Origin of the sequence: Stenotrophomonas sp. I18B00994 (genome assembly GCF_014145825.1) — a bacterium.
GTDB classification, from domain to species: domain Bacteria; phylum Pseudomonadota; class Gammaproteobacteria; order Xanthomonadales; family Xanthomonadaceae; genus Stenotrophomonas; species Stenotrophomonas maltophilia.
Map to the genome: position 1 here is coordinate 141638 of NZ_JACIUW010000003.1, position 19514 is coordinate 161151.

Below are 19514 nucleotides of genomic sequence, written 5' to 3' on the forward strand. Positions count from 1 at the left end.
GCTCCACTCGTATCCAAGGTCCCGCCATGGCTGCTGCCATCCGCCACGACTGGCAACACGACGAACTGCAGGCGCTGTTCGATCTGCCGTTTCCCGAGCTGCTGTTCCGCGCCGCCGCGGTGCACCGCGAGCACTTCGATCCGGCGCAGGTGCAGGTGTCCACGCTGTTGTCGGTGAAGACCGGAGGCTGCCCGGAAGACTGCGCGTACTGCCCGCAGGCGCAGCGCTACAGCACCGGGGTGAACGCGCAGAAGCTGATGGAGACCGACGCGGTGCTGGCCAAGGCGCGCCAGGCCAAGGCCGCCGGTGCATCGCGCTTCTGCATGGGTGCCGCGTGGCGATCGCCGAAGGACCGCGACATTCCGAAGGTGGCGGCGATGATCGCCGGGGTGAAGGCGCTGGGCCTGGAGACCTGCGCCACGCTGGGCATGCTCAGTGGCGAGCAGGCGCGTGCGCTGAAGGATGCGGGCCTGGACTACTACAACCACAACCTCGACACCGCGCCGGACTACTACGATTCGATCATCCACACGCGCCAGTACCAGGACCGTCTGGATACGCTGGAGCACGTGCGCGATGCCGGCCTGAAGACCTGCTGCGGTGGCATCGTCGGCATGGGCGAGACGCGCGCGCAGCGCGTCGGCCTGCTGCTGGCGCTGGCCTCGCTGCCGGCACATCCCGATTCGGTGCCGATCAACAAGCTGGTGCAGGTGCCGGGCACGCCGCTGCATGGCAGTGCCGAGCTGGACCCGTTCGAGTTCGTGCGCATGATCGCAGTGGCGCGCATCGCCATGCCGCGCTCGATGGTGCGGCTGTCGGCCGGGCGCGAGGCGATGAGTGACGAACTGCAGGCACTGTGTTTCCTGGCCGGTGCCAACTCGATCTTCTACGGCGACAAACTGCTGACCACCGGCAACCCGGAGGGCGAGCGCGACCTGGCTTTGTTCGCCCGGCTGGGCCTGCAGCCGATGGCGGTGCAGGTGGATGCCGAGGGCCATGACCACGGCGGCACCGTGCACGCCGATATCAGTGCCGATACGCCCGGCTGTGGCTGCGCTCACGCGGCCTGAGACGGGCCGCAAGCAGCCGCCGCGTCAACGCGCTACCCTAGCCGCCCCGTCGACGCATTCAGCCACCATGGCCCGCCCCGACCTGACCGCCCGCCTCCACGCCCAGCGCGCCCTGCGCGATGCCCAAGGCCGTCGCCGCCCGCGACGCACGGTCACCCGTCGCGATGGCGTGCGCCTGGAAGTGGACGGCCAGTGGCAGACCGGCTTCTGCAGCAACGACTACCTCGGCCTGGCCCAGCAGTTCAGCGTGGTCAACGCGCTGCAGGACGCCGCCGCACGCGAAGGCGCTGGCGCCGGTGCCTCGCACCTGGTCTGCGGCCATCATGCCCTGCATGAGGCGCTGGAACGCGAGGTGGCCGAATGGCTTGGCTATCCGCGTGCGCTGCTGTTCGGCAGTGGCTTCGCCGCCAACCTGGCGGTGCAGCAGGCGCTGCTGAGCGAAGAGAACGATGTCTGCGTACAGGACAAGCTCAACCACGCCAGCCTGCTCGATGCCACCCGGTTGGCCGGTGCACGCCTGCGCCGTTATCCGCATCTGGATGCGGAAGGCGCAATGCGTCAGCTCAAGCATGCGCCCGATGGCGCGGCAATGCTGGCCACCGATGGTGTTTTCAGCATGGATGGCGACATCGCACCGCTGCGTGCATTGTCGCTTGTGGCACGCCTGCAGCAGGCGCTGTTCTATGTGGATGATGCGCACGGTGTAGGCGTGGTCGGTGATGGCCGGGGTGCCGTGGCCGCCGCCGGGCTGGGTGTGGACGATGTGCCGCTGCAGCTGGTCACGCTGGGAAAGGCACTGGGCGGTTCGGGTGCACTGGTGCTGGGCCGCGACGACCTGATCGAGCATCTGGCCGAGACCGCACGCCCGTACATCTACACCACCGCCGTGCCACCAGCGATGGCCGCCGCTGCGCTTGAAGCGGTGCGCCTGGCGCGCAGGGACAACTGGCGCCGTTCCAAACTGGCAGACCTGATCGCGCTGTTCCGCAGCGAAGCACGCCGCCATGGGCTGGACCTGATGGGTTCGGACACGCCGATCCAACCGCTGCTGTGCGGCGATGACCACACCGCCGTAGCCATGTCCACGGCGCTGGAACAGGCCGGCTGGCTGGTCGGTGCGATCCGCCCGCCGACCGTGCCGGAAGGCAAGGCGCGCCTGCGGGTGACACTGTCTGCGCTGCACACGCCGGAACAGGTGCGGGGGCTGGTCGAGGCCATCGCCAGCGCGCGCGAACGCGTGGCCCTGGCCGTGCGTGAAGCCGCGCCACCGCCGCTGCCTGTCTTTGCCTGAGTTCCGTGTCGTTGCCCATGCATATTGACGTCACCGGCCGTGGACCGGACCTGGTGCTGATCCACGGTTGGGCCCTGCAGGGCGGCGTGTTCGCGCCGCTGGTGCAGCGGCTTGCGGACCAGTTCACCCTGCATCTGGTCGACCTGCCCGGCCATGGGCACAGCCGCGAGGACACCACGCCGCTGCGCCTGCCGTTCGTGGTAGGTGCCATTGCCGCGGCTACGCCGCCGGCGGTGTGGTGCGGCTGGTCACTGGGCGGCCTGTTCGCATTGCACGCGGCGGCCACGCTGCCAAAGGTGCGCGGGCTGGCGATGATCGCCGCCACGCCGCGCTTCGTGCGAGGCGATGACTGGCCGCACGCGGTGGAGCCGGCGGTGTTCGAGCAGTTCGGCCGCGAGCTGGCGACCGACTTCGGCGGCACGCTGGAACGCTTCCTCGCGCTGGACGTAATGGGCTCGGCACACGCCCGCGAGGAGCTGCGCACCCTGCGCCAGCGCCTGGTCGAGCGCGGTGCGCCCACCGAACGCGCCCTGCTGGAAGGCCTGCGCCTGCTTGAAAGCACTGACCTGCGCGGCGCACTGCCAACGCTGGGCAAGCCCAGCCTGTGGATCGCCGGCCAGCGTGACCGGCTGGTGTCTCCGGTGGCGATGCAGGCCGCCGCAGCACTGGCCCCGGGTGCGCAGGCGCTGACCATCGCCCACGGCGGCCACGCGCCGTTCCTTGGCCATGCCGACGAAGTGGCCGCCGCCCTGCAACACTTCGTTGCCGCCCTGTCGCCGGCTGATGGCGGACAATGAACACCTTCCGAATTCCGCAGGACTGACGCATGGATCTGGGCATCAACGGCCGCTGGGCACTGGTCTGCGGCGCCAGCAAGGGATTGGGCTTGGGTTGCGCGCGTGCGCTGGTGCGCGAGGGCGTGAACGTGGTGATCGTGGCCCGTGGTGACGCTGCGCTGCAGGCCGCCGCTGAAGAACTGCGTGCCGTGCCCGCCGCTGCCGAGGTGCGCGCGGTTGCCGCCGATGTCACCACCGAGGCCGGCCGTGCTGCGGCACTGGCCGCATGCCCGCAGGTGGACATCCTGGTCAACAACGCCGGTGGTCCGCCGCCCGGTGATTTCCGCAGTTTCGAGCGCGACGACTGGATTGCCGCGCTGGACGCCAACATGCTGGCGCCGATCGCGCTGATCCGCGCCACCGTCGACGCGATGATCGAGCGCGGCTTCGGCCGCATCGTCAACATCACCTCGTCGGCGGTGAAGGCCCCGATCGACATCCTGGCGCTGTCCAACGGCGCGCGCAGCGGCCTGACCGGTTTCGTCGCCGGCCTGTCGCGCCGCACCGTGGCCCACAACGTCACCATCAACAACCTGCTGCCCGGCCAGTTCGACACCGACCGCCTGCGCGCCAACTTCGCCCACAGTGCGGGCAAGGACGGCGATGCTGGCGAAGTAGCCGAGCGCCGCCGCCAGCAGATTCCCGCCGGCCGCTTCGGCACGCCGGACGAGTTCGGCGCCGCCTGCGCCTTCCTGTGCAGTGCGCAGGCCGGTTACCTCACCGGGCAGAACCTGCTGATCGACGGCGGCGCCTACCCCGGTACGTTCTAAGAGACTTTCGCAATGCCGTCCCACTTCGATGCCCGCCACGTCCGCCGCGCGTTCGCGCGTGCCGCCAGCAGCTACGACGCCGCCGCCGCCCTGCAGCGCGAGGTGCAGTCGCGACTGATCGAATCGCTGGACTACCTGGAGGCACACAAGCCCGAGGTGGTGCTGGACATCGGCGCGGGTACCGGCCATGCCAGTGCGTTGATGAAGAAGCGCTGGCCGAAGGCGCAGGTGATCGCGCTGGATGTGGCGCTGCCGATGCTGGACCAGGCCAAGCGCCAGGCCGGGTGGTGGAAGCCGTTCCAGCGCCTGTGCGGCGATGCCGCCGCGCTGCCGCTGGCCGACAACAGCGTGGATGTGATCTTCAGCAACCTGTGCCTGCAGTGGGTGGACGACCTGCCGGCGGTGTTTGCCGGATTCCGTCGCGTGCTCAAGCCCGGTGGCCTGCTGCTGTGCTCGACCTTCGGCCCGGAAACCCTGGTGGAACTCAACGAAGCGTTCGCCGCCGCCGATGATCGTCCGCACGTGAGCCGCTTCGCGCAGATCGCCCAGTTCGGCGACGCGCTGATGATGGCCGGCTTCCGCGACCCGGTGCTGGACCGCGATCTGTTCACCCTGACCTACGACGACCTGCCCTCGCTGATGCGCGAGCTGCGCGCGATGGGTGCGACCAACGCGCGGGTGGACCGCCGCCATACGCTGACCGGGCGTGGTCGTTTCGCCGCTGCCGCCGCCGCATACGAGCCGATGCGCCGTGCCGACGGCAAGCTGCCCAGCAGCTGGGAAGTGATCTACGCCCACGCCTGGGCACCGGATCCGGGCGCGCCGATCCGCGAAGGCGGGCATGACGTCGCCTCGGTGCCGGTGTCGGCGATTCCGATCCGGCGCAAGCAGACCTGATCGTCTGGTAGTGCCGGCCGCTGGCCGGCAACCTCACGATTCCATGGTGGGCATCTGCCGGCCAGCGGCCGGCACTACCCAATGCGACGCCGCGCCCAACGCAGGCTTCCGCCCTCAGGTATTGGCCGGCGAACTCAACGGCGGGCGCACCAGGTCGCGGTGGAAGAAATAGATTTCCTGCACCAGGAAGCGCCAGCTGGTATGGAAGCTGCGGAAGCGCGTGCTGGGCGTGGACGAGGCCAGCGCATCGATGCCGAGCGCCTTGCTCAGGCGCAGCGCGCGCGCCATGTGCAGCGGATCGCTGACGACGATCACCCGGTGCAGGCCGCGCTGGTCCATCAGCCGCTTGGCTTCAACCAGGTTCTGCACGGTATTGCGCGAAGCGGTTTCGATCAGGATCGCATCGTCCGGCACGCCATGCTTCAGCGCGTAGCGCCGCGCCACCTGCGACTCGGAGAAGCGCGCACCGGTGCCGCCATAGCCACCGGTGAAGATCAGCAGCGGCGCATAGCGTGCTTCATACAGATCCAGCCCGTGGCGGATGCGTTCTTCGAACACCGGTGACGGCTTGGCGTCATAGGCGGCCGCACCCAGCACGATGATGGCGTCGGCCTTGGCGGCCTGGTCGCGTTCACCCACCCAGACGATCCAGGCGGTCACGCCCAGCAGCCAGATCACCAGCAGCACGAACAGCCGCCACAACCAGCCCAGCAGGCCGGTGCGTTCGCGGTGCCGCCCGCGGCTCACGCCGCCCCCCAGCGCAGCGCTGGCAGGTCGACGTTGCCGCCGGACAACACCAGGCCCACGCGCAGGCCGGCGAAGCGCTGCGGCTGCGCCAGCACCGCAGCCAGCACGGTGGCCGAAGAGGGCTCCACCACCTGCTTGAGCACGTCCCACAGCAGGCGCATCGCCGCCAGCGTCGCGGCGTCATCGACCACGATCGCCTCGGCACCGGCGGCGCGCAGCAACTCGAAATTGGGCGCGCCGATCAGAGTACGCAGGCCATCGCAGATGGTGTCCGGGGTGAACGCACCCTGGCGCTCGCCGATGGCCAGCGAGCGCGCGGTGTCATCGGCGCCGGCCGGCTCGGCCAGGATCAGCCGGGTCTGCGGACTGGCATGCTGCAGGGCCAGCGCGGTACCGCTGGCCAGGCCACCGCCGCCCACCGGCACCACCAGCGCGTCGAACGGGCCGTCGCTGTGCAGCAGTTCCAGGGCCGCGGTGCCCTGCCCGGCCATCACCGCCGGGTTCGTATAGGGATGCACCAGGGTTGCGCCGGTATCGGCCAGCACCCTGGCGCAGGTGGCCTCGCGGTCGGCGATGGTCGGCGGGCAGCGCCAGAGCGTGGCGCCGTGGCGGGCGATGTTGGCCAGCTTGGCGGCCACCGCCCCCTCCGGCACCACCACATGGCAGGGGATGCCCCGGGTGCGTGCGGCCAGGGCCAGCGCGGCGCCGTGGTTGCCGGAGGAATGGGTCACCACGCCAGCACTGGCGCGATCGGCATCCAGCGACCACATCGCATTGCAGGCACCACGGAACTTGAATGCGCCACCACGCTGCAGGTGCTCGGCCTTGAAGGCCAACTGCGCGCCGGTCATTGCATCGAGGGTGCGCGAGCGCAGCACCGGGGTCACGCTGGCATGCGGGGCAATCCTCGCAGCAGCAAGCAGGACATCATCGGCGCGGGGCAACAGTGAATCGCTCATGACGCAAGATTAACGTATGCCCCCGCGCTGGCGACCGGGGCACAGGTCATGCCAGCATGCAGGCCTACGCCTCCATTCATCCTGGCCAGCCGAATTAAGGGCCGATTCAATGCCCGCGCACGAAGCTGGCTGCACATCCGTCCTCTGGGGGGACCCACCATGAAAATGCGCCTGTTGCTTGCCGGTGGCCTGTTGTTGGGCCTGACTGGCTGCACCACCTACGATTATGTAGGCGGTGGCCGCGGTGGCGGCTACTACCACGGCGCGCCGTCGGTGGAGTACCGCTACCCGGCCGGCTATCCCTACAACTACGGCTACCCGTACTACGGTGGCTATGGCGGCTATTACGGCGGCTATGGCAACCCATACTACTCGCGCCCGATCTACCGCCCACCGCACAACCACCGCCCGCCGCCGCGTCCGCCCGGCAACGGTGGCGAGAATCGTCCGCCGCCGCCGCGGCCGTCGTACAACGGCGGTTCCCCGTGGCGGAACATGGATTCGATGCGACGCCCGCCGCAATCGAACATGCAGCCGCCGTCGCCCGCGCCGCAGGCCCGCCCGTCCCCGGCACCGAGTGCGCCGAGGATGAACGGTTCCCCCTGGCGCAACATGGATCGTGCGACGCAGCGCACAGTTGAGCGCTGAACCGTCTTGCATTTCACACGGTCCAAGCCGCAATCTACGCGGACAGTGACGGCCCGCGTCACAAAGTGACAAAAACGACACGGGCCGCCGCAAAAAGCTCTACGTCGATATCCGACAGGAACATCTGGATCCCCCCTGTTCCGGCCCTGTCGGATGTCGGCACCTCTGAAGGCAGACGGCCCCGCAATGCGGGGCCGTTTGTTTTGCCGGGCCGCCAACCGGCGAGAGACCCAGCGTCAGTAGATCCACGCCATGCGTGGACGGGGCCTTTCCCGGCACCCCAAAAAAACAGGGCCGGACAGTCCCCCGACTGCCGGCCCTCTGCTCCCCCACCGTGCGCCTGTACCGGCCCCTGTTCCAATTCCGGTCACGGGCGCCTACGGCGCCAGCCACGGTGGGTGCTATTGGGTTATCTGCAAAAATCCTGCCAACTTTAGGGCTGATTTCGTCGCCGGCCGACCGGTGCCGACGTCCCGGACCCGAATGGCGCTAAAATCGCCACCCCGGCGCCGCCCCCCCGGCCGCGCCCGCCCCCAGCTGAACAGCCCCCATGAATCCGTCCTTCCATCGTTACGACGTCATCGTCATCGGCGGTGGCCACGCTGGCACCGAAGCCGCGCTGGCCGCGGCCCGCACCGGCGTGCGCACCCTGCTGCTGACCCACAACATCGAAACGGTGGGCGCGATGAGCTGCAACCCGGCCATCGGCGGCATCGGCAAGGGCCACCTGGTCAAGGAAATCGACGCCCTGGGCGGTGCGATGGCGCATGCCGCCGACCGCGCCGGCATCCAGTGGCGCACGTTGAACGCCTCCAAGGGCCCGGCCGTGCGTGCCACCCGTTGCCAAGCCGATCGCAACCTGTACCGCATGGCGATCCGCGCCATCGTCGAAGGCCAGGCCAACCTGACCGTGTTCCAAGCCGCAGTGGACGATCTGGTCATCGAAGGCGACGCCGTGCGCGGCGTCATCACCCAGACCGGCCTGCGTTTCGACGCCGGGGCCGTGGTGCTGACGGCCGGTACCTTCCTCGCCGGCAAGATCCACGTGGGCCCCACCCAGTACGCCGCCGGCCGCATGGGCGACCCGCCGGCCACCACGCTGGCCGCGCGCCTGCGCGAGCGCCCGTTCCAGGTGGACCGCCTGAAGACCGGCACGCCGCCGCGCATCGATGGCCGCTCGCTGGACTACAGCGTGATGGACGAACAGCCCGGTGATTCGCCGCGCCCGGTGATGTCCTTCCTCGGCTCGGTGGACAAGCATCCGCAGCAGGTCAGCTGCTGGATCACCCACACCACCGAACAGACCCACCAGATCATCCGCGACGCGCTGCATCGCTCGCCGCTGTACAGCGGCCAGATCGAAGGCATCGGCCCGCGCTACTGCCCGTCCATCGAGGACAAGGTGGTGCGCTTCGCCGAGAAGGCCAGCCACCAGATCTTCGTCGAACCCGAAGGCCTGGGCATCGTCGAGATCTACCCCAACGGCATCTCCACCTCGCTGCCCTTCGACGTGCAGCTGGAGATGGTGCGCAGCATCCGTGGTTTCGAGAACGCGCACATCACCCGCCCCGGCTACGCGATCGAGTACGACTTCTTCGATCCGCGCGGGCTGAAGGCCTCGCTGGAGACCAAGCTGGTCAACGGCCTGTTCTTCGCCGGCCAGATCAACGGCACCACCGGCTATGAAGAAGCGGCCGCGCAGGGCCTGCTGGCCGGCCTCAACGCCGCACGCCAGGTACGTGGACTGGATGGCTGGTGCCCGCGCCGCGACGAGGCGTACCTGGGCGTGCTGGTGGATGACCTGATCACCCACGGCACCAACGAGCCCTACCGCATGTTCACCAGCCGCGCCGAATACCGCCTGCAGCTGCGCGAGGACAATGCCGACCAGCGCCTGACCCCCGCCGGCCGCGAAATGGGCCTGGTGGATGACCATCGCTGGAGCGCGTTCGAGACCAAGCAGGCTGCCGTCGCCGCCGAGCGCGCGCGCCTGGGCGCACTGTGGGCGACCCCGGCCAATGCGCTGGGCCGCGAGGTACAGGACACGCTGGGCGTGGCGGTCAGCCGCGAAACCAATGTGCTGGACCTGATCAAGCGCCCCGAGCTGGATTACGCGCAGCTGATGCAGGTGCCGTCGCTGGGCCCGGCCGTGGCCGACGCCAAGGTGGCCGAGCAGGTGGAGATCGGCGTGAAGTACGCCGGCTACCTGGATCGCCAGCGCGAGGAAATCGAGCGCCAGCAGCGGCACGAAGCCACGCCGATCGCTGAAGCCTTCGATTATGCGACGGTACGCGGGCTGTCGGCCGAAGCGCTGCAGAAGCTGGAGCGCGTGCGCCCGCAGACCATCGGCCAGGCGCAGCGCATCCCGGGCATGACCCCGGCAGCGATCTCGCTGCTGCTGGTGCATCTGGAGCGGGCGCGCCGCGGCCGCGTGGCATAAGCGGTCGCACCTGCTTCTGGTGGGTGCCGACCTGGGTCGGCACATGAGTCTGCCCTGGTGGGTGCCGACCCTGGTCGGCACGAATCATCAGATCGCGATGCTGCATGCATTTGTGCCGACCAAGGTCGGCACCTACCGGAGCGGAAGACACACCCACATTGGCGGGCGCGTTACCGCGCGTCGGCGCCGCCACCCAACACCTTGAACAGCGTCACCCGGTTGCCCGCCTCCTGCTGCTGCAGGGCGATCAGGTCCTGCTGCGCGGCATACAGGCTGCGCTGCGCATCCAACGACTGCAGGTAGCCATCCAGTCCGGTGCGGTAGCGCGCATCGGCCAAGGTGTAGCTGCGCTGGCTGTCAGCCACCAACGCGCGTTGCGCGTCCAGCTGCGCGGTCAGGTGATCGCGCGTGGCCAGCGCATCGGCCACCTCACTGAAGGCCTGCTGGATCGCCTTCTCGTACTGCGCGATGCCGATGTCCTTGCCGATCTTCGAGGCATCCAGCGAGGCCTTCAGTGCACCGGCATGGAAGATCGGCGCGGTGATGCTGGGCGCGAACGACCAGCCACGGGTGCCGGCCGAGAACAGCGTCGACAACGCGGTGGAACTGTGGCCGTAGTTGGCGGTCAACGCCAGCGTCGGGAAGAATGCGGCGCGCGCGGCACCGATATCGGCGTTGGCTGCCTGCAATGCATGCTCGGCGGACAGCACGTCCGGGCGCTGCAGCAACACGCTGGACGGCAGGTTGGCGGGCAGCGGCGCCAATGCGACGCTGCCACCCAGCGCCTGCGCGGTTGGCAGCAGGGCCGGATCCAGCGGTGCCCCCACCAACAGCTGCAATGCATCGCGATCCTGCGCCTGCTGGGCCTGCAGCTTCGCCAGCGCACCGCGCGCGGCTTCCACGCTGGTCTGCACCTGCGACAGGTCCAGGCCCGAGGCCAGCCCCTGTGCACGGCGGGCCTCGGTGCGCTGAAGGGTCTGCTGCTGGCTGCCCAGCGTTTGCTGCGTGAATGCCAGCGACTGCTCGTCGGCCGCCAGCGCCAGCCACGCCGTCGCCACTTCAGCCACCAGGCTGGTGCGCGCAGCGCGCTGGTTCTCGGCGCTGGCCAGCCAGTTCTGCAGCGCCTCGTTCTTCAAGCTGCGGATACGCCCGAACAGGTCCAGCTCCCAGCTGCTGATGCCCACCTGCACGGCATCGGATTCGGTCACCTGGGTGACGCCGGTCTCGCTGTTGGCATCGCTCACCCGCGAACGGGTGACACTGCCGCTGGCATCCACCGACGGCAGCAGTGCCGCGCGCTGGATGCGGTACTGCGCGCGCTCCTTCTCCACCTGCAGCACCGCCACGCGCAGGTCGCGGTTGTTCTGCAGCGCCAGCGCGATGACCTGCTGCAGGCGCGGTTCCAGGAACACGTCGCGCCGGGCCGGCATCGCCAGTGCCGGTTCGGCCGCGCCGATGGCGGCATTGCCGAACTGTGCCGGCACCGGCGCCTCGGGTCGCTGGTAGTGCGGGGCCATGCTCACGCAGCCGCCCAGCACGGCGGTCATCGTTGCGGCCGCCAGGGCGCGCAGCAGCATCGGCTTCATGGACTTGTCTCCGGGACAGTGGCGTCGGCCGGCGCGCGGCCCGGGAACAGGCGGCGCACCAGCAGGTAGAACAACGGCACGAAGAACATGCCCAGCACCATCGAGGCCACCGTACCACCGGCCACGCCGGTACCCAGCGAACGGCGCGCGGCCGAACCGGCCCCGGTGGCGAACACCAGCGGCAACACGCCCATCAGGAACGCCAGCGAAGTCATCACGATCGGCCGCAGCCGCAGGTAGACCGCCTGCAGGATTGCGTCGCGGGTGTCCCTGCCCTGCTGTTCGAGGATGCGCGCGAACTCGACGATCAGGATGCCGTTCTTCGCTGCCAGACCAATCGTGGTCAGCAGGCCGACCTGGAAGTACACGTCGTTGTTGAGGCCACGCAGGTTCATCATCAGCACCGCACCGAACACGCCCACCGGCACCGCCAGCATCACCGCGAACGGCACCGCCCAGCTTTCATACAGCGCGGCCAGGCACAGGAACACGAACAGCAGCGAGATGGCGTACAGCATTGGCGCCTGGTTGCCCGACAACTGTTCCTGGTAGGCCATGTCCGACCAGGCATGGCTGAAGCCTTCCGGCAGTGTGTCGGCCAGCCGCGCGATCTCGGCCATCGCCTCGCCGGAGCTGACGCCCGGCGCCGGCTGTCCGGTGATTTCCATCGCTGATACGCCGTTGTAGCGCTGCAGTGCGGCCGGCGCACTGGTCCAATGCGTGCTGATCAGCGACGACAGCGGCACCATCTGCCCGGCCTGGTTGCGCACGCTCCAGCGCTCGATGTCCTGCGGCTGCATGCGTGCTTCGGCGGTGCCCTGGATGAACACCTTCTTGATGCGTCCCTTGTAGATGAAGTTGTTGACGAAGTCGCCGCCCAACGCCGCGTTCAAGGTGTCATTGACGTCCTGCGGGTTCACGCCCATCGCCTGCGCCTTGGCGTCGTCCACCTTCACCGCGTATACCGGCGCGTCTTCCAGGCTGGCGTAGCGCACGTTGACCAGCTTCGGGTCCTTGGCGGCTTCTTTCAGCAGCGTGTTGCGCGCGGCCACGGCGGCGGCATGGCCGGCACCGCCTTCGTCCTGCAGTTCCAGGGTGAAGCCACCCGCATCGCCGAGGCCCAGGATGGCCGGTGGCGAGGTGATGAACACCTGCGCATCGGGCACGCTGGCCATCGCCCGCGTCAAGCGTGCGGCGATGGTATCGGCGTCGTCCTTGCGGTCATCCCAGTCCTTCAGGCGGATGAAGGCCTGGCCGACGTTCTGGCCGCTGCCGGTAACACTGAAGCCGGCGGTGGCCTGGATCGAGAGCACGCCGTCGTCCTTCACCGCGACGGCACTCAGACGATCCATCACCGCCCGCGTCTGCTCCAGCGTGGAACCGGCCGGCAGCTTCACCAGCGCGTTGAGCATGCCCTGGTCTTCATCGGGCAGGAACGCGCCCGGCAGGTGCCACAGCAACAGGCCGGTGGCCACGCTCAGCACCAGGTAGAACAGCACGCCCAGCGAGCGGCGGCCGAGGAAACGATCCACGCGGTGACGCAGGCCGTTGGAGGTACGCTCGAAGCGGTGGTTGAACCAGATGAAGAACTTGCCCAGCAGGCTCGGCTCGCCACCGTGGTCGCCATGCGGATGGCCGCCCTTGGGAATCTGGTGCAGGATGCTGCCACACAGTGCCGGGGTGATGGTCATCGCCACCAGCACCGACAGGATCATCGCGGCGGCGATCGTCACCGAGAACTGGCGATAGATCACCCCGGTTACACCGCTGAAGAACGCCATCGGCAGGAACACCGCGGTCAGCACCAGCACGATGCCGACCAGCGCGCCGGTGATCTGGCCCATCGCCTTCAGCGTGGCCGGCTTCGGCGCCAGCCCTTCGAAGGTCATCACCCGCTCTACGTTCTCCACCACCACGATGGCATCGTCCACCAGCAGGCCGATGGCCAGCACCAGTGCGAACATGGTCAGGGTGTTGATCGAATACCCGAATGCAGCCAGCACGCCGAAGGTGCCCAGCAGCACCACCGGCACCGCGATGGTCGGGATCAGCGTGGCACGCCAGTTCTGCAGGAACAGGTACATCACCAGCACCACCAGGATGATCGCTTCGATCAGGGTGATCACCACTTCCTTCAGCGAAATGGTCACGAATGGCGTGGTGGTGAAGGCCACGTGGGCGGTGTAGCCATGCGGCCAGTACTTCTGCAGCTGCTGAAGCCGTGCATCGATGGCCTTGGAGACGGCGATCGCGTTGGCACCGGCATTGAGTTCAATGCCCAGCGACGCCGACGGCTTGCCATTGAAGGTGCTGATGCTGTCGTAGCTTTCCGGCCCGAGGCCGATCTTCGCCACGTCGCCCAGACGCACCACGCTGCCGTTGGCATCGGCCTTGAGCACCACCTGCGCGAACTGCTCGGGCGTGTGCAGGCGGCTGCGCGCGGTTACCGTGGCGTCGAGCTGCTGGCCCTTCAGCGCCGGCTGGCCACCCAGCTCACCGGCGGAGACATCGGTGTTCTGTGCCTGCAGTGCGGTCTCGATGTCCGACGGCATCAGCGCGTACTGGCGCATCTTCTCCGGATCCAGCCAGATGCGCATGGCGTATTCCTGGCCGATCGGCTGGATGTTGCCGACACCGCTGACGCGGCTGATCTGGTCATCGATGCGCGCTTCCATGAAGTTGGCGACATCGAAGTTGTCCATGCTGCCGTCTTCGCTGGTGAACGACAGCACCTCGAAGATCGAACCACTGGACTTGGTGATGGTCAGGCCGTTCTGCTGCACCGCCTGCGGCAGCGTGGCCATGGCGGCCTGCAGCTGGTTCTGCACCTGCACCTGCGCGGTATCCGGATTGGTACCGGTGGCGAACACCAGGTTGACCTGCGCCGAGCCGTCGGAGGCACTGGTCGAGGTCATGTACATCAGGTGATCGAGGCTTTGCTGGGACTGCTCGATGACCTGGGTGACCGCGTTTTCCACGGTCTGGGACGAGGCGCCGGTGTAGGTGGCGCGGATGGTGATGGTGGGCGGGGCGATCTGCGGGTAGCGGTCCACCGGCAGGATCAGGATCGCGAGCAGGCCGAGCAGGCTGACCGCGATGGCGATCACCCAGGCGAAGATCGGCCGGTCGATGAAGAAACGAACCATGTGGGCCAGGCCTCAGTGCGACTTTTCGTCGGTGTTGCCGTTCGGATCGACCGCCGGCATCGCCGCCAACTGCGCCGTCGTGGCCGCCACCGCTTTCACCTGCTGGCCGAGCGATACCGCGCTGCCGTTGCTGACGATCACCCGTTCGCCAGCCTTGAGGCCGCTGGTGATCTGCCACTGGTTACCGACCACCTGGCCGGTGCTGACGCGGCGCTCGACCACATGATCCTTGGCGTCGAGCAGGCGCAGCAGCGGTTCGCCGCGTTCGTTGCGCACCACCGCCTTCTGCGGCACCAGCAGGGCACGCGCGTCGGTGGCCATCGGCAGCACCGCCTTCAGGTACATGCCCGGCAACAGCAGGCCGTCCGGGTTCGGAATGACCGCGCGCAGCTTCACGTTGCCGGTGCCCGGATCCACTGCGCTGCCGACGAACTCCAAGGTGCCTTCATGCGCGTAGGTGCTGCCGTCCTCCAGCAGCACCTTTACCTGTGCCTTGCCATCGATGGCCTTCACCAGGCCCGCATCGAGCTGCTTGCGCAGCGCCAGCATCTGCGTGCTGGACTGGGTGACATCCAGGTACACCGGGTCCAGCCGCTGGATGGTGGCCAGTGCCGTATCCTGGCCGGCCGCGACCAGCGCGCCGGCGGTGACGCTGGAGGTGCCGATGCGGCCGTCGATGGGGGCGGTCACCCGGGTGTAGTCGAGGTTGATGCGGGCAGCCTGCAATGCAGCGCGCGCGGCAATCACGTTGGCCTGCGCCTGCTTCAATGCCGAGGTGGCATCGTCGGCGTCCTGCTTGCTGGCTGCATCCATGCTCACCAGCGCGCGGGTACGCTCGGCCTTCGGCTGTGCCGACAACACGGTAGCCTCGGCCTGCGCCAGCTGCCCGCGCGCGGTATCGAAGGCCGCCTGGTACGGTGCCGGGTCGACCTGGTACAGCAGCTGCCCTGCCTTGACCTGCTGGCCTTCGGTGAACAACCGCTGGCGGATCAGGCCGCCGACCTGCGGCCGCACCTCGGAGATCTCGAACGGCACGGCACGGCCGGGCAAGGTCTGCTGGAGTGCCAGCGGCTGCGCGCGGGCGATGATGACGCCCACTTCGGGCATGGCCGGGGCATCGGTCCTGCCCGCCGAACAGGCCGCCAGGGCCAGCAGCAGGGGCAACAGCAGGGGACGCGGGGAACGGGACAGCGGGCGCAGGAGGGACATGGGGGGCGTGGGGGCCTTGCGTTGACCCGTGCACGCTGCCGTGAAACTGTGCAGAGAATATGGAGATTGTGCGACGGGCTCAGCTGGCGCTTGCTTTCGGCGCCGCATGCGCCGCTAATGGCCTTCGCGATGGCGAAGTTCCAACTCAAATTCGGCCTGACCGCGAAGACCTTCCTCGCGATCTTCACCGCCTGCCTGCTGGTGCTGGCAGTGAACGGTGTTGCCAGCCGCGTGGCCTTCCAGACCGGCTTCCTGGACTACCTCAACGACCAGGGCGACCTGCGCATGCAGCGGCTGATGCCACACCTGCAGCACGAGTACCGCGAGCACGGTGGCTGGGAGCATCTGCACGGTGATGGCGACCGCTGGGCGCGGCTGCTGCGCCCGGACCTGGCCCATGGGCACGAAGGACCGGTGCCGTCGCTGTCCGACCAGACCGGCGTGCCGTCGCGCCTGGGCCTGTTCGACGCGCAGCACCGTTTCGTGGCCGGCAACCCCGACGCCACCAGCGATGACGAGCCGCATGCGGTGCAGGTGGACGGGCAGACCGTCGGTTGGCTGGGCATGGTGCCGTTCCAGACCGTCATCGCCACCAACGACCTGAATTTCTACAACACCCAGGTGCGCGCCTGGTGGGTGATCGGCATCGCGCTACTGCTGGTGACGGTACTGCTGGCCTGGCTGGTATCGCGTGCGCTGCGCCAGCGCCTTGCCAAGCTGGCCGCTGCCACCCACCGGTTGGCCGCCGGTGACTACGCCACCCGCATCGAGCGCACCAGTGACGATGAGCTGGACGCGCTGGTCAACGACTTCAACCGGATGGCGCAGGCGCTGGACGATACCGAACGCAACCGCCGCGCCTTCATTGCCGACATCTCGCATGAGCTGCGCACGCCATTGGCCGTGGTGCGCGCCGAGCTGGAGGCGATCGAAGATGGCATCCGTCCGCTGGACCGGGCCAACCTGGTGGGCCTGCAGGGCGAGATCCGCCAGCTGGGCAAGCTGATCGACGACCTGCACGACCTGTCGATGACCCAGTCCGGCGGCCTGGCGTACCGCTTCGCGCCACTGGACCTGGTGGCGCTGCTGCGCAGCGAACTCAATGGCATGCGCGTGCGCTTCGCCAATGCAGGCCTGGCGTTGGAAGAAGACCTGCCCGCCACGCCGTTGCAGGTGTCCGGTGACGAACGGCGCCTGCAGCAGGTGCTGGCCAACCTGCTGGAAAACGCACTGCGCTACACCCATGCCGGTGGCCGCGTACGCGTGCAGGCAGCGCGCGTGCCTGCCGGCGTGCAGCTGGTCGTGGAAGACACCGCGCCGGGCGTTCCGCCCGACAAGTGTGCACTGCTGTTCGAACGCTTCTACCGCGTGGAAAGTTCGCGCAACCGCGCCAGTGGCGGCAGCGGGCTGGGCCTGGCCATCAGCCACAACATCATCCTCGCCCACCACGGCGTCATCCACGCCGCGCCCTCGCCGCTGGGCGGGCTGCGCGTGGTCATCAGCCTGCCGGAGCCTGCATGAGCACGTCGCCCGCCACGTCCACGAAGATCCTGATCGTCGAGGACGAGCCGCGCCTGGCCTCGGTACTGCGCGACTACCTGGCCGCCGCCGGCATGGCCAGCGAGTGGGTGGACGACGGTGGCCAGGTGATCGACGCATTCGCGCGCTACCAGCCCGACCTGGTGCTGCTGGACCTGATGCTGCCGCAGCGCGACGGTGTGGACCTGTGCCGCGAACTGCGTGCCAGCAGCGATGTACCGGTCATCATGGTCACCGCACGGGTGGAAGAGATCGACCGCCTGCTGGGCCTGGAGATCGGCGCCGACGACTACATCTGCAAGCCGTTCAGTCCGCGCGAAGTGGTCGCGCGGGTAATGGCGGTGCTGCGCCGCTACCGCCCGGACCCGGGTGCGCGCGCCAACGGTGGCCTGCACATCGACGAGCCGGCCGCACGCGCCACCTGGAACGGCAAGGGCCTGGACCTGACGCCGGTGGAGTACCGCCTGCTGCGCACGCTGCTGGCCACCCCGGGCCGGATCTGGGCGCGCGATGAACTGCTCGACCGGCTGTACCTGGACCATCGCGTGGTGGTCGACCGCACCGTCGACAGCCATGTGCGCAACCTGCGCCGCAAGCTGGCCGACGCCGGCATGGAAGGCGAGCCGATCCGTTCGGTGTACGGCATGGGCTACAGCTACGAACCCTAGCCGGTAGTGCCGGCCGCTGGCCGGCAACCGCGCGGTACGCCTGGATTTCCGTGGTTGCCGGCCAGCGGCCGGCACTACCGGTGCGCACCTGCGTTACAGTCGAGCACGCTCGACATTACGAACACAACTGCATGGACGACATCCACCCGATCGCGCCGGACAAGCGCGCCGCCATCCTTTCCACCCTGGCTGACATCGAACAGCGCTACGACGTACGCGTGCTGCTGGCGTGCGAGTCGGGCAGCCGCGGCTGGGGCTTTTCCTCGCCCGACAGCGACTACGACGCGCGCTTCATCTACGTGCATCGCCAGCCTTGGTATCTCAGCGTCAACGAGAGCACCGGTCCCGGCGAAGCGCAGCGCGATGTGATCGAACTGCCGATCGACGATGAGCTCGACGTGAGCGGCTGGGACCTGCGCAAGGCACTGCGACTGGTTTCAAAATCCAATCCGACACTGATCGAGTGGCTGCGCTCGCCGATCGTCTACCAGCAGGATCAGGCGGCGGTGTCACAGTTGTGGGAAGCAGCGAAAGCGTTCCATTCACCGCTGGGCACCTGGTGGCACTACTTCAACATGGCGCGCTCGAACCATCGCGGCTACCCGCGTGGCGAAACGGTGCGCACCAAGAAGTACCTGTACGTGCTGCGCCCACTGCTGGCCTGCCAGTGGATAGAGCACGAACAGACACCCCCGCCGATGGCCTTCGAGGATCTGCTGGACCGGCTGCTGCCAGACGGTGCGGTGCGTGAAGTCATCGATGCCCTGCTGGCGGTCAAGCGGGCCAGCGCCGAGGTCGCCGCCGGGCCGCGCATTGCGGCGATCAGCGACTACATCGATCGTGAACTGGCCATCCGGACTGCGCAGGCGCCACAGCTGCCCGCCGGACGAGGTGATGCTGCGTGGCTGGATGAGCTGTTCCGGCAGATGCTGGCCGAGCACGCGCCTGAATGAAGAGCCGCACCTGCCTCTGGTAGTGCCGGCCGCTGGCCGGCAACCGCGCGGCACGTCTGGATTTCCGTGGTTGCCGGCCAGCGGCCGGCACTACCCGCGGCAGGCACGCGGCGTGCGGACCACGCGGGTATCATCGTCGCGAACGCCCTGATTTCCGGAGACCCCGATGAACCCGCTGCGCCCCTTCCGCGACAAGATGCCCGTCCTCGGCGAGCGCGTGTACATCGACCCGTCGTGCACGATCATCGGCGACGTGGAACTGGGCGACGACGTGTCGGTGTGGCCGGGCACGGTCATCCGCGGTGACGTCAATTACGTACGCATCGGTGCACGCACCAACGTGCAGGACGGCACCATCATCCACGTCAGCCACCACAGCCCGTACAACAAGGCCGGCTACCCGACCCTGATCGGCGAAGGCGTGACCGTCGGCCACGGCTGCATCATCCACGCCTGCACGATCGGCGATTACAGCCTGATCGGCATGGGCGCCTGCATCCTCGACGGTGCCCGCGTGGAGCGCCATGGCTTCGTCGGCGCCGGTGCGGTGATCGGCCCCGGCAAGGTGGTGGGCGAAGGCGAGCTGTGGGTCGGCAACCCTGCCCGGCCGGCACGCACGCTGAGCGACAAGGAGATCGAGTCGCTGCAGTACTCGGCCGACCACTACGTGCGGCTGAAGGACGAATACCGGGGCTGAGCAGCCAACGCTGCCGCGCGGCTCTGCTAAAGTCTGGGCCCGACCAGGATCTGTCGAG

Annotated in this window: 16 protein-coding genes; 11 read left to right on the forward strand and 5 right to left on the reverse strand. The window is 68.3% G+C overall.

The genetic code is table 11. The features are described 5' to 3' along the window. The first annotated feature begins 26 nt into the window (after window positions 1-26). The 5 genes from bioB to bioC all read left to right on the forward strand — a co-directional run bounded on the left by bioB (window position 27) and on the right by bioC (window position 4864). Window positions 27-1070 carry a biotin synthase BioB gene (gene bioB / locus H4O10_RS04360; RefSeq protein WP_049453745.1) on the forward strand — a complete coding sequence of 348 codons (1044 nt, stop codon included), beginning with the start codon at window positions 27-29 and terminating at the stop codon, window positions 1068-1070. A 67-nt stretch (window positions 1071-1137) separates the two neighbouring features. Then, window positions 1138-2361, forward strand: a complete 1224-nt coding sequence (gene bioF / locus H4O10_RS04365) for an 8-amino-7-oxononanoate synthase (RefSeq protein ID WP_049453743.1) — start codon at window positions 1138-1140, stop codon at window positions 2359-2361. 17 nt (window positions 2362-2378) lie between these two features. Continuing rightward, window positions 2379-3158 carry a pimeloyl-ACP methyl ester esterase BioH gene (gene bioH, locus H4O10_RS04370; RefSeq protein WP_033833757.1) on the forward strand — a complete coding sequence of 260 codons (780 nt, stop codon included), beginning with the start codon at window positions 2379-2381 and terminating at the stop codon, window positions 3156-3158. Window positions 3159-3187: 29 nt separating this feature from the next. Then, entirely contained in the window at window positions 3188-3967 is a 780-nt protein-coding gene (locus H4O10_RS04375) for an SDR family oxidoreductase (protein WP_049453741.1), read from the forward strand. A gap of 12 nt (window positions 3968-3979) precedes the next feature. After that, window positions 3980-4864, forward strand: a complete 885-nt coding sequence (bioC, locus tag H4O10_RS04380; protein WP_182680959.1) for a malonyl-ACP O-methyltransferase BioC — start codon at window positions 3980-3982, stop codon at window positions 4862-4864. Between the two features lie 114 nt (window positions 4865-4978). Here bioC and H4O10_RS04385 read toward each other — a convergent pair whose 3' ends face one another. Both H4O10_RS04385 and H4O10_RS04390 read right to left on the reverse strand, forming a co-directional pair. After that, a complete protein-coding gene (locus tag H4O10_RS04385) occupies window positions 4979-5623 on the reverse strand; it encodes a YdcF family protein (RefSeq protein WP_024958800.1) in 645 nt (214 codons plus the stop codon). Further along, window positions 5608-6570 carry a pyridoxal-phosphate dependent enzyme gene (locus H4O10_RS04390; RefSeq protein ID WP_049453738.1) on the reverse strand — a complete coding sequence of 321 codons (963 nt, stop codon included), beginning with the start codon at window positions 6568-6570 and terminating at the stop codon, window positions 5608-5610. Before H4O10_RS04390 ends, H4O10_RS04385 begins: the two co-directional genes overlap by 16 nt. 159 nt (window positions 6571-6729) lie before the next feature. On the opposite strand from H4O10_RS04390, the gene H4O10_RS04395 reads away from it, so the two are divergent. Beyond that, window positions 6730-7218 carry a hypothetical protein gene (locus H4O10_RS04395; protein ID WP_049403683.1) on the forward strand — a complete coding sequence of 163 codons (489 nt, stop codon included), beginning with the start codon at window positions 6730-6732 and terminating at the stop codon, window positions 7216-7218. 550 nt (window positions 7219-7768) lie between these two features. Beyond that, on the forward strand, window positions 7769-9658 hold the full coding sequence (gene mnmG / locus H4O10_RS04400; RefSeq protein WP_049453736.1) for a tRNA uridine-5-carboxymethylaminomethyl(34) synthesis enzyme MnmG: 1890 nt from the start codon (window positions 7769-7771) through the stop codon (window positions 9656-9658). A 170-nt stretch (window positions 9659-9828) separates the two neighbouring features. Here the strand turns inward: mnmG and smeC are convergent, their stop codons facing one another. The 3 genes from smeC to smeA are packed head-to-tail and all read right to left on the reverse strand — an operon-like array spanning window position 9829 to window position 15599. Next, window positions 9829-11244 (reverse strand): multidrug efflux transporter outer membrane subunit SmeC, encoded by a 1416-nt coding sequence (gene smeC, locus H4O10_RS04405; protein ID WP_049453735.1) that lies wholly within the window; start codon window positions 11242-11244, stop codon window positions 9829-9831. After that, window positions 11241-14390, reverse strand: a complete 3150-nt coding sequence (gene smeB / locus H4O10_RS04410) for a multidrug efflux RND transporter permease subunit SmeB (protein WP_088470439.1) — start codon at window positions 14388-14390, stop codon at window positions 11241-11243. Before smeB ends, smeC begins: the two co-directional genes overlap by 4 nt. 12 nt (window positions 14391-14402) lie before the next feature. Then, window positions 14403-15599 carry a multidrug efflux RND transporter periplasmic adaptor subunit SmeA gene (gene smeA, locus H4O10_RS04415; RefSeq protein ID WP_049403680.1) on the reverse strand — a complete coding sequence of 399 codons (1197 nt, stop codon included), beginning with the start codon at window positions 15597-15599 and terminating at the stop codon, window positions 14403-14405. A 117-nt stretch (window positions 15600-15716) separates the two neighbouring features. Between smeA and baeS the strand changes: the two genes are divergently transcribed. The 4 genes from baeS (at window position 15717) to H4O10_RS04435 (ending at window position 19456) form a co-directional block, all read left to right on the forward strand. Then, complete coding sequence (gene baeS, locus H4O10_RS04420; protein ID WP_049453580.1) at window positions 15717-17120, forward strand: sensor histidine kinase efflux regulator BaeS; 1404 nt, start codon at window positions 15717-15719, stop codon at window positions 17118-17120. After that, window positions 17117-17806, forward strand: a complete 690-nt coding sequence (locus H4O10_RS04425; protein ID WP_005414809.1) for a response regulator — start codon at window positions 17117-17119, stop codon at window positions 17804-17806. The genes baeS and H4O10_RS04425 overlap by 4 nt, the downstream gene beginning before the upstream one ends. Before the next feature lie 131 nt (window positions 17807-17937). After that, window positions 17938-18759 (forward strand): nucleotidyltransferase domain-containing protein, encoded by an 822-nt coding sequence (locus H4O10_RS04430; RefSeq protein ID WP_111118620.1) that lies wholly within the window; start codon window positions 17938-17940, stop codon window positions 18757-18759. Between the two features lie 166 nt (window positions 18760-18925). After that, on the forward strand, window positions 18926-19456 hold the full coding sequence (locus H4O10_RS04435; RefSeq protein WP_033833769.1) for a gamma carbonic anhydrase family protein: 531 nt from the start codon (window positions 18926-18928) through the stop codon (window positions 19454-19456). Window positions 19457-19514 lie beyond the last annotated feature (58 nt).

Coding starts and splice junctions, on each gene's coding strand:
- bioB (WP_049453745.1), top strand. CDS start 27: ATGGCTGCTGCCATCCGCCACGACTGGCAACACGACGAACTGCAGGCG.
- H4O10_RS04395 (WP_049403683.1), top strand. CDS start 6,730: ATGAAAATGCGCCTGTTGCTTGCCGGTGGCCTGTTGTTGGGCCTGACT.
- bioC (WP_182680959.1), top strand. CDS start 3,980: ATGCCGTCCCACTTCGATGCCCGCCACGTCCGCCGCGCGTTCGCGCGT.
- bioF (WP_049453743.1), top strand. CDS start 1,138: ATGGCCCGCCCCGACCTGACCGCCCGCCTCCACGCCCAGCGCGCCCTG.
- mnmG (WP_049453736.1), top strand. CDS start 7,769: ATGAATCCGTCCTTCCATCGTTACGACGTCATCGTCATCGGCGGTGGC.
- H4O10_RS04375 (WP_049453741.1), top strand. CDS start 3,188: ATGGATCTGGGCATCAACGGCCGCTGGGCACTGGTCTGCGGCGCCAGC.
- H4O10_RS04435 (WP_033833769.1), top strand. CDS start 18,926: ATGAACCCGCTGCGCCCCTTCCGCGACAAGATGCCCGTCCTCGGCGAG.
- baeS (WP_049453580.1), top strand. CDS start 15,717: ATGGCCTTCGCGATGGCGAAGTTCCAACTCAAATTCGGCCTGACCGCG.
- H4O10_RS04425 (WP_005414809.1), top strand. CDS start 17,117: ATGAGCACGTCGCCCGCCACGTCCACGAAGATCCTGATCGTCGAGGAC.
- smeC (WP_049453735.1), bottom strand. CDS start 11,244: ATGAAGCCGATGCTGCTGCGCGCCCTGGCGGCCGCAACGATGACCGCC.
- H4O10_RS04390 (WP_049453738.1), bottom strand. CDS start 6,570: ATGAGCGATTCACTGTTGCCCCGCGCCGATGATGTCCTGCTTGCTGCT.
- smeB (WP_088470439.1), bottom strand. CDS start 14,390: ATGGTTCGTTTCTTCATCGACCGGCCGATCTTCGCCTGGGTGATCGCC.
- smeA (WP_049403680.1), bottom strand. CDS start 15,599: ATGTCCCTCCTGCGCCCGCTGTCCCGTTCCCCGCGTCCCCTGCTGTTG.
- H4O10_RS04430 (WP_111118620.1), top strand. CDS start 17,938: ATGGACGACATCCACCCGATCGCGCCGGACAAGCGCGCCGCCATCCTT.
- bioH (WP_033833757.1), top strand. CDS start 2,379: ATGCATATTGACGTCACCGGCCGTGGACCGGACCTGGTGCTGATCCAC.